Source organism: Curtobacterium sp. B18, assembly GCF_000333375.1.
Lineage (GTDB): Bacteria > Actinomycetota > Actinomycetes > Actinomycetales > Microbacteriaceae > Curtobacterium.
Window position 1 is genome coordinate 1 of sequence record NZ_BACZ01000150.1, and the last position, 7,322, is coordinate 7,322.

The 7,322-nt window shown below is 70.8% G+C and carries 7 protein-coding genes and 1 pseudogene; 5 read left to right on the forward strand and 3 right to left on the reverse strand.

The genetic code is table 11. From position 1 onward, the window contains the following. On the forward strand, positions 1-924 hold a 924-nt coding region (locus I5E_RS04140; RefSeq protein WP_022905881.1), incomplete at its 5' end, for an APC family permease. After that, on the forward strand, positions 921-1,859 hold the full coding sequence (locus I5E_RS04145) for an acetamidase/formamidase family protein (RefSeq protein ID WP_022905882.1): 939 nt from the start codon (positions 921-923) through the stop codon (positions 1,857-1,859). The genes I5E_RS04140 and I5E_RS04145, both read left to right, overlap by 4 nt. A gap of 209 nt (positions 1,860-2,068) precedes the next feature. On the opposite strand, the gene serB is transcribed toward I5E_RS04145, so the two are convergent. Then, a complete protein-coding gene (gene serB, locus I5E_RS04150) occupies positions 2,069-2,707 on the reverse strand; it encodes a phosphoserine phosphatase SerB (RefSeq protein ID WP_022905883.1) in 639 nt (212 codons plus the stop codon). Between the two features lie 94 nt (positions 2,708-2,801). Next, complete coding sequence (locus I5E_RS04155; RefSeq protein WP_022905884.1) at positions 2,802-4,043, reverse strand: glucose-1-phosphate adenylyltransferase; 1,242 nt, start codon at positions 4,041-4,043, stop codon at positions 2,802-2,804. A 47-nt stretch (positions 4,044-4,090) separates the two neighbouring features. Between I5E_RS04155 and glgA the strand changes: the two genes are divergently transcribed. The 3 genes from glgA (at position 4,091) to I5E_RS04170 (ending at position 6,472) form a co-directional block, all read left to right on the forward strand. Then, positions 4,091-5,290, forward strand: a complete 1,200-nt coding sequence (gene glgA, locus I5E_RS04160) for a glycogen synthase (RefSeq protein ID WP_022905885.1) — start codon at positions 4,091-4,093, stop codon at positions 5,288-5,290. Positions 5,291-5,299: 9 nt separating this feature from the next. Continuing rightward, positions 5,300-6,082, forward strand: coding sequence for an ABC transporter ATP-binding protein (locus tag I5E_RS04165; protein ID WP_022905886.1), 783 nt, complete (start codon positions 5,300-5,302; stop codon positions 6,080-6,082). Between the two features lie 141 nt (positions 6,083-6,223). Next, on the forward strand, positions 6,224-6,472 hold the full coding sequence (locus I5E_RS04170; RefSeq protein WP_022905887.1) for a type B 50S ribosomal protein L31: 249 nt from the start codon (positions 6,224-6,226) through the stop codon (positions 6,470-6,472). 540 nt (positions 6,473-7,012) lie between these two features. Here the strand turns inward: I5E_RS04170 and I5E_RS04175 are convergent. Continuing rightward, positions 7,013-7,322: pseudogene (locus tag I5E_RS04175) on the reverse strand (3'-5' exonuclease); the annotation flags it as partial.

A 7,322-nucleotide genomic window follows, 5' to 3' on the forward strand; every position in this document is an offset into this window, starting at 1 on the left:
TCGCGACCGCCTGTTCTCCTCGTCGAGCTCGTGTTCGTCGTGATCTTCGTCGTCATCGCGGTCGTGGCCCTCACCGGCGGGACCGTGCCGGGCGCCGCGTTCTCGACCGACCAGGTGTGGGACCCGGCGAAGGTCTCTGCTCCGCTGATCGCCGGCGCGCTGTCCATCGCGGTGCTCAGCTTCCTCGGGTTCGACGGCATCTCGACGCTCTCGGAGGAGTCCACCGGGCGCCGAGGCGGAGCGGGCACGGCAATGATCCTCGCGCTGGTCATCGTCGCGTTCCTGTTCGTCCTGCAGACCTGGCTCGCATCGGCCCTCGCCGCCGGGCGGGACTCCTTCTCGGACTCCGAGGTGGGCAACGCGTTCTTCACCGTCGTCGAACAGGCATCGTCGAGCGGGTGGGCCACGGCCTTCTTCGCGGTGAACGTGCTCGCGGTCGGGATCGCCAACGCGATGGCCGCGCAGGCGGCGACGAGCCGACTGTTGTTCTCGATGAGCCGCGATCGGCAGCTGCCGGCGTTCCTGCACCGGCTGAACCGCCGCCAGGTCCCGTCCGCTGCGATCATCGTCGTGTCGGTGCTCTCCGCGATCCTCGTGCTGTTCTTCGTCGGCCAGATCGACACGATCTCGTCGCTCGTGAACTTCGGCGCGCTCTTCGGGTTCATGCTGCTGCACGTCTCGGTGTTCGTGCACTACATCGTCAAGGGACGGTCCCGGAACTGGCTGCTCCACCTCGTGGTCCCGCTGGTGGGGTTCCTCATCATCGGCTACGTGCTGCTGAACGCCGCGGTCGAGGCGAAGGTCGGTGGGATCGTGTGGCTCGTCGTCGGTGCCGTCGTCTTCCTCTACTACCGACGGACCGGACGGTCCACCGCGGTCGGTTCCGAGGAGCCGCAGGCGCCGCAGGAGGCCGAGGCGCGATGACCCCCGACCACTTCCTGCCCAACACCCTCGGTCGGCCGGGCTTCTCGGCGGACCGCGAGCCGGTGCTCACCGTCCGACCCGGCACCGGCGAGACGATCGGGTTCGAGACGACCGACGCCGTCTACGCCGAGCTCGACCAGCACCACGATCTCGAGCGACTGCGGGCACCGATCAACCCGGTGACCGGCCCGGTGTTCGTCGAGGGCGCCGAGCCCGGCGACACCCTGGCGGTGACGATCCACGACATCGAGCTCACGACGCACGGGTGGTCGGTCTCCCTGCCGGGCTCCGGTGCACTGCAGCACGTCATGCCCGAGGGGGTGTTCGCACGCCGGTGTCCCATCGAGGGCGGCGTGGTGCACGTCACCGATCGGCACGCGTTCCCGGTGCGGCCGATGATCGGCTGCATCGGCGTGGCGCCGGCGTCGGGGGAGCACTCGACGATCATGCCCGCCCACCCCGAGGGCGGGAACATGGACGTCACCGAGGCGCGCCCCGGCTCGACCGTGTACCTGCCCGTCCGGGTGCCCGGTGCGCTGCTGTCGATCGGTGACGTGCACGCGCTGATGGCCGAGGGGGAGTCGTCCTTCGTCGCGATCGAGGCACAGGGGACGGCGATCGTGTCGGTCGACCTCGTGCGCGGCGGCCCCGAGCTCCGCGCGCCGCGCATCGAGACGGCCGACGAGTGGCTCTTCGTCGGCCTGGGCGACCCCGTGCAGGAGAGTGTCCGACGCGGCTACGAGGACGCGTTCGCGTTCCTGGTCGGCACGCACGGATTCACCGCGGAGGACGCCTACGCGGTGCTCAGTGCGGTGGGCGACTCGAAGCTCGGCGGTCCGACGGGCTCCGGCGACCCGGATCCGCTGCACCCGTTCGCCGCAGTCGGGGCGGTCACGCTCCACCGGGTGCCGAAGGCGGTGCTGCCGGGCAGCTGACCTGAGCCGAGCCGCCGGTTCGGCCTCGGGATGGGCAGCTGACCCGGTCGGGTCGCGCCGACGCCATGCGCTGCGCGAAACCTCACGCCACCGGTCGGCCGTGAGGTGTCGCTGAGCCCGTGACGTCCGCGCGGCAGCGGAGCGAGTCAGCCGCGCGCGTCCGCCGCGCGCGTCGGCCGCGCGCGTCAGCCGCGCGGCGGCGGAGCGCGTCAGCCGCGCAGGCCGAGCGTCGCCAGCACGCTCGACAGGTCGCGGTCGACGACGGCCACGTCGGCCTGCTCGCGCACGAGCGGCTTCGCGTCGAAGGCCACCGACAGCCCGGCGACCCGCATCATCTCGAGGTCGTTCGCACCGTCGCCCACCGCGACGGTGCGGACGATCGGCACGGCGTCGGCGCCGGCCCACTCCCGGAGCGCCACGGCCTTGGCGTGCGCGTCCACGACGTCACCGAGCACGCGCCCGGTGAGGACGCCGTCCACCACCTCGAGCCGGTTGGCCCGGCAGTGGTCGAGCCCGAGCCGCTCGGCGAACGGGTCGAGCACCTCGTGGAAGCCACCCGAGACGACGCCGACGGTGCCGCCTGCGGCGTGCACGCCACGGACGAGTTCGTCGGCGCCCTGCGTCACGCGGACCGCCTGCTGCGCACCCCGGAAGACGTCGTCCCGGAGGCCCGCCAGGGTGGCGACACGCTCCCGGAGGCTCTCGGTGAAGTCGATCTCGCCGCGCATGGCACGCTCCGTGATCGCCTGGACCTGTGGTCGGGTCCCGGCGGTGTCCGCCAGGAGTTCGATGACCTCGTCCTCGAGGAGCGTGGAATCGGCATCGAGGACGACGAGGAAGCGGGGCACGGACCAACGGTACCGACTCAGGAGGCGCGGCCCGCCTCCATGACGTCAGCCGCGCCTCCTGGACCGCTGGTCGCTGGTGGCTCCGAGCGCGACGCTACGCGTCGACGCGGACGCCCTTGCCCACGACCGTGATGCCGGACTCGGTGACGGTGAAGCCGCGTGCCTCGTCGACCTCGCGGTCGACACCGACCTGGGCGCCTGGTGCGATCACCACGTCCTTGTCGAGGATCGCCCGGTTCACGACGGCGCCCGCGCCGATCGACGCGCGTTCGAAGACGATCGAGTCGAGGACCTTCGCACCGGAGTCGATGCCGCACCACGGACCGATCATGCTGCGCTCGACCTGCGCGCCGGAGACCAGGCAGCCGAGCGAGACGAGCGAGTCGACGGTGGACCCGGTGTTGCCGTTCGCGTCGCGGACGAACTTCGCCGGGGGCAGGTTCGTCTGCTGGTTGAAGATCGGCCAGTCCTGGTTGTACAGGTTGAACACCGGGACGGGCGCGATCAGGTCCATGTGCGCGTCGTAGAACGAGTCGATCGTCCCCACGTCGCGCCAGTAGTACCGGTCGCGCTCGTTCGACCCGGGGACGTCGTTGCGCTTGAGGTCGTAGACGCCGGCGTCGCCGCGGGCCACGAAGTCCGGCACGATGTCGCCGCCCATGTCGTGGTTCGACGTCTCGATCTGCCCGTCGCGGAGGACCGCGTCGACGAGGGCGTCGGCGTCGAAGACGTAGTTGCCCATCGACGCGAGGATCTCGCCGGGGGAGTCCGCGAGGCCGACGGCGTCCTTCGGCTTCTCGAGGAAGGCCTCGATCTTGGTCGGGTCGTCGTCGGCGACCTGGATGACGCCGAACTGGTCGGCGAGGCCGATCGGCTGGCGGATCGCGGCGACGGTGGCGCTGCGGCCGGAGGCGATGTGCGCCTCGACCATCTGGTGGAAGTCCATCCGGTAGACGTGGTCGGCGCCGACCACGACGACGATGTCGGGGCGCTCGTCACGGAGGAGGTTGAGGGACTGCAGGATCGCGTCGGCCGACCCGGCGAACCACCGCTTGCCGAGTCGCTGCTGCGCCGGGACCGAGGCGACGTAGGAGCCGAGCAGCCCCTCCATGCGCCAGGTCTCGGCGACGTGACGGTCGAGGCTGTGGGACTTGTACTGCGTCAGGACGACGATCTTCTGCAGGCCGGAGTTCACCAGGTTCGACAGCGCGAAGTCGATGAGCCGGAAGTTGCCGCCGAACGGGACTGCTGGTTTCGCACGGTCCGCCGTGAGCGGCATGAGGCGTTTGCCCTCTCCGCCGGCGAGGACGATGCCGAAGACCTTCTTTGGTGCCATACCGCTCACAGTATGCGTCCGGACCGGTGAACGGTTACGTTGAACCCGTGCGAGTCGATCTGTTGACCAGGGAATACCCACCAGAGGTGTACGGCGGGGCGGGCGTCCACGTCGCCGAGCTCACCGCAGCGCTGCGGTCGGGCACCGACACCGAGGTGCGTGTCCGAGCCTTCGGGGCCCACCGTGAGGAGGCGGGCGTGTCGTCCTACGGCACCCCCGACACGCTCGGGCAGGCGAACGGCGCACTCCAGGCGCTCGGGACCGACGTCGCCATCGCGGCGGACGTCGAGGGCGCCGACCTCGTGCACTCGCACACCTGGTACGCGAACGCGGCCGGCCGGATCGCGCAGCTGACCTACGGCATCCCGCACGTCGTCACGGCGCACAGCCTCGAGCCGCTGCGCCCCTGGAAGGCCGAACAGCTCGGCGGCGGCTACCGGCTCTCGAGCTGGATGGAGCGCGAGGCGTTCGAGCAGGCCGACGGCGTGATCGCCGTGTCCAAGGCCATGCGTGCCGACATCCTCCGGTCGTACCCGTCGATCGACCCGTCGAAGGTGCACGTCGTCTACAACGGCATCGACATCGACGAGTGGAAGCCGACCGTCGACGAGGACGCCGTGCGCGCACTCGGGATCGACCCGACGCGCCGCTCGGTCGTGTTCGTCGGACGGATCACCCGGCAGAAGGGCCTGCCCTACCTGCTCCGCGCGGTCGCGACGCTGCCGGAGGACGTGCAGATCGTCCTCTGTGCCGGCGCGCCGGACACGCCGGAGATCATGGCCGAGGTGACCGGGCTCGTCGAGTCGCTGCGGTCCACACGGCAGGGTGTCGTCTGGATCGACCGGATGCTCGCCCACCAGGAGATCGTCAACGTGCTGTCGTCCGGCACCGTCTTCGTGTGCCCCTCGATCTACGAGCCGCTCGGGATCGTCAACCTCGAGGCGATGGCGTGCGGGATCCCCGTCGTCGGCACCGGTACCGGCGGCATCCCCGAGGTCGTCGCCGACGGGCTGACCGGACGCATCGTGCCGATCGACCAGGCGCAAGATGGCACCGGCACCCCGACGGACCCGGACCGGTACGTGGCGGACCTCGCCGCGACCCTCGACGAGGTGCTCGCCGACGAGGGGCTCGCGAAGCTCATGGGCCGCGCCGGACGGCTCCGCGTCGAGACCGAGTTCACCTGGGACGCGATCGCCCGTCGGACACGCCAGGTCTACGACGAGGTGCTCGGGCAGAACCCCTAGGCTGGTCGCATGCCCTCGGTCGTGCGCTTGTCAGACGTCTCCGTGGTCCGCAACGGGGCCACCATCCTCGACGGGATCTCGTGGGAGGTGCAGGACGACGAACGCTGGGTCGTGCTCGGTGCCAACGGCGCCGGCAAGACCACGCTGCTGCAGGTCGCCGGTGCCCAGACGTTCCCGACCTCGGGTGACGTCGAGGTGCTCGGCACCGAGCTGGGCGGTGCCGACCTGTTCGAGCTCCGACCCCGCATCGGCTTCGCGTCGACCGCGCTCGCCCGTCGCATCCCGGTGACCGAGAAGGTCATCGACGTCGTGCTCACCGCGGCGTACTCGGTCACGGGTCGCTGGAACGAGGAGTACGAGGAGCTCGACGTCCGCCGTGCCCAGCGCGTGCTCGACGAGTGGGGCCTCGGTGCGTTCACCGACCGGACCTTCGGCGAGCTCAGCGACGGCGAGCAGAAGCGGGTCCAGATCGCCCGCGCCGTGATGACCGACCCGGAGATCCTGTTCCTCGACGAGCCGGCGGCGTCGCTCGACCTCGGCGCACGCGAGAGCCTCGTCCGGACCCTCGGCGGCTACGCCCAGAGCGAGGACTCGCCGGCGATCGTCATCGTCACCCACCACGTCGAGGAGATCCCGGCCGGGTTCACCCACGCGCTGGTGCTCGCCGACGGCCACGTGCAGGCTGCCGGACCCATCGACGACGTCCTGACCGCCGAGACCCTGACCGAGGCGTTCGGCATCGAGCTCACGGTCTCGAAGGACGCCGGGCGGTACACGGCACGCGCCGCCTGATCGTCCGCGTGTCCGTCCTGCGCCTGCTGCACTCCGGGCCGCCGATCTGGTAACGTAGACGGCTGGCGCAAGCCGCAGACTTCCGGCGTCGTGCTCGTACGAGTGCCGCGCACATCCCACCACCGCAACCGAGGAATCTCCATGAAGACCGACATCCACCCCGAGTACCGCGCCATCGTCTTCCGTGACCTGGCTTCCGGTGAGACGTTCCTGACGCGTTCGACCGCGAACAGCGACAAGACCATCGAGCTCGACGGTGCGACCTACCCGGTCATCGACGTCGAGATCTCGTCCGCGTCGCACCCGTTCTACACGGGCAAGCAGCGCATCCTCGACTCGGCCGGCCGCGTCGAGAAGTTCAACCAGCGCTTCAAGGGCTTCGGCAAGTAAGCAGTCGTCCACGACGCTCGAACGGGCGGTCCTCCTGCGGGAGGGCCGCCCGTTCCGTCGTAGTCGGGTGCGTGGGTGGCAGGTCGGGGGGAGCGGCCGGTGGTTCGGGCGTCCGGTGCAGGCGGTGCGGCCGGGGTGTGGCATGTTGGGCGGGCGGTGCGCGTTGCGGCCGAGTGGTGCGGGGTGTGGCCGCGGCGACGGTTCGAACCACGGAACCGACGTCGAACCAGGCGAACGGCGTGGTTCGACGTCGGATTCGTGGTTCGACGTCGCGTCACGCTCGGCCGGGCCGCGCGGCCGACAGAGCGCAGGGGTGGCCGGCGGTCGCGGATTGCCGGCGCACAGCGCAAGTGCGTTCGCGCCGCGGCATGGCGCGGCTCGGGCGGACTTTGGTTGTGCAGCCGTGCGGGAGCGGCGCGGGCGTCGGTGCGGGGCGCGGGCGGGCCAGCCGGCGCGCGCGTCGAACCACGGATCCGACGTGGAACCAGGCGAGCGGCGTGGTTCGGCGTCGGATTCGTGGTTCGGAGCCCGGCGGGCGCCTCAACCGGCGTTGCGGTGGGGCCAGCGGCCGTCGGCGGTGAACGACGGGTCGCGCTGCTTCCGCATGTACTCCTGGAACGAGGAGGCCTGGTCGGCGCACCAGCCGACCTGCTTGCGGTGGAGTTCCTCGGCTGACACGCCGAGCTCCTCGGGGTACTTCGCCGCGATGGCCTGCGCGACACGCCCGGCAGCGATGGCATCGGCGCCGGCGTCGTGGGCATCGGACAGGGTGACGCCGTAGAGCTCGGACGCGGCCTCGAGCGTGCGCTTGCCCTTGCGGTAGGTGTCCAGCGCCTTGTCGATCACGAGC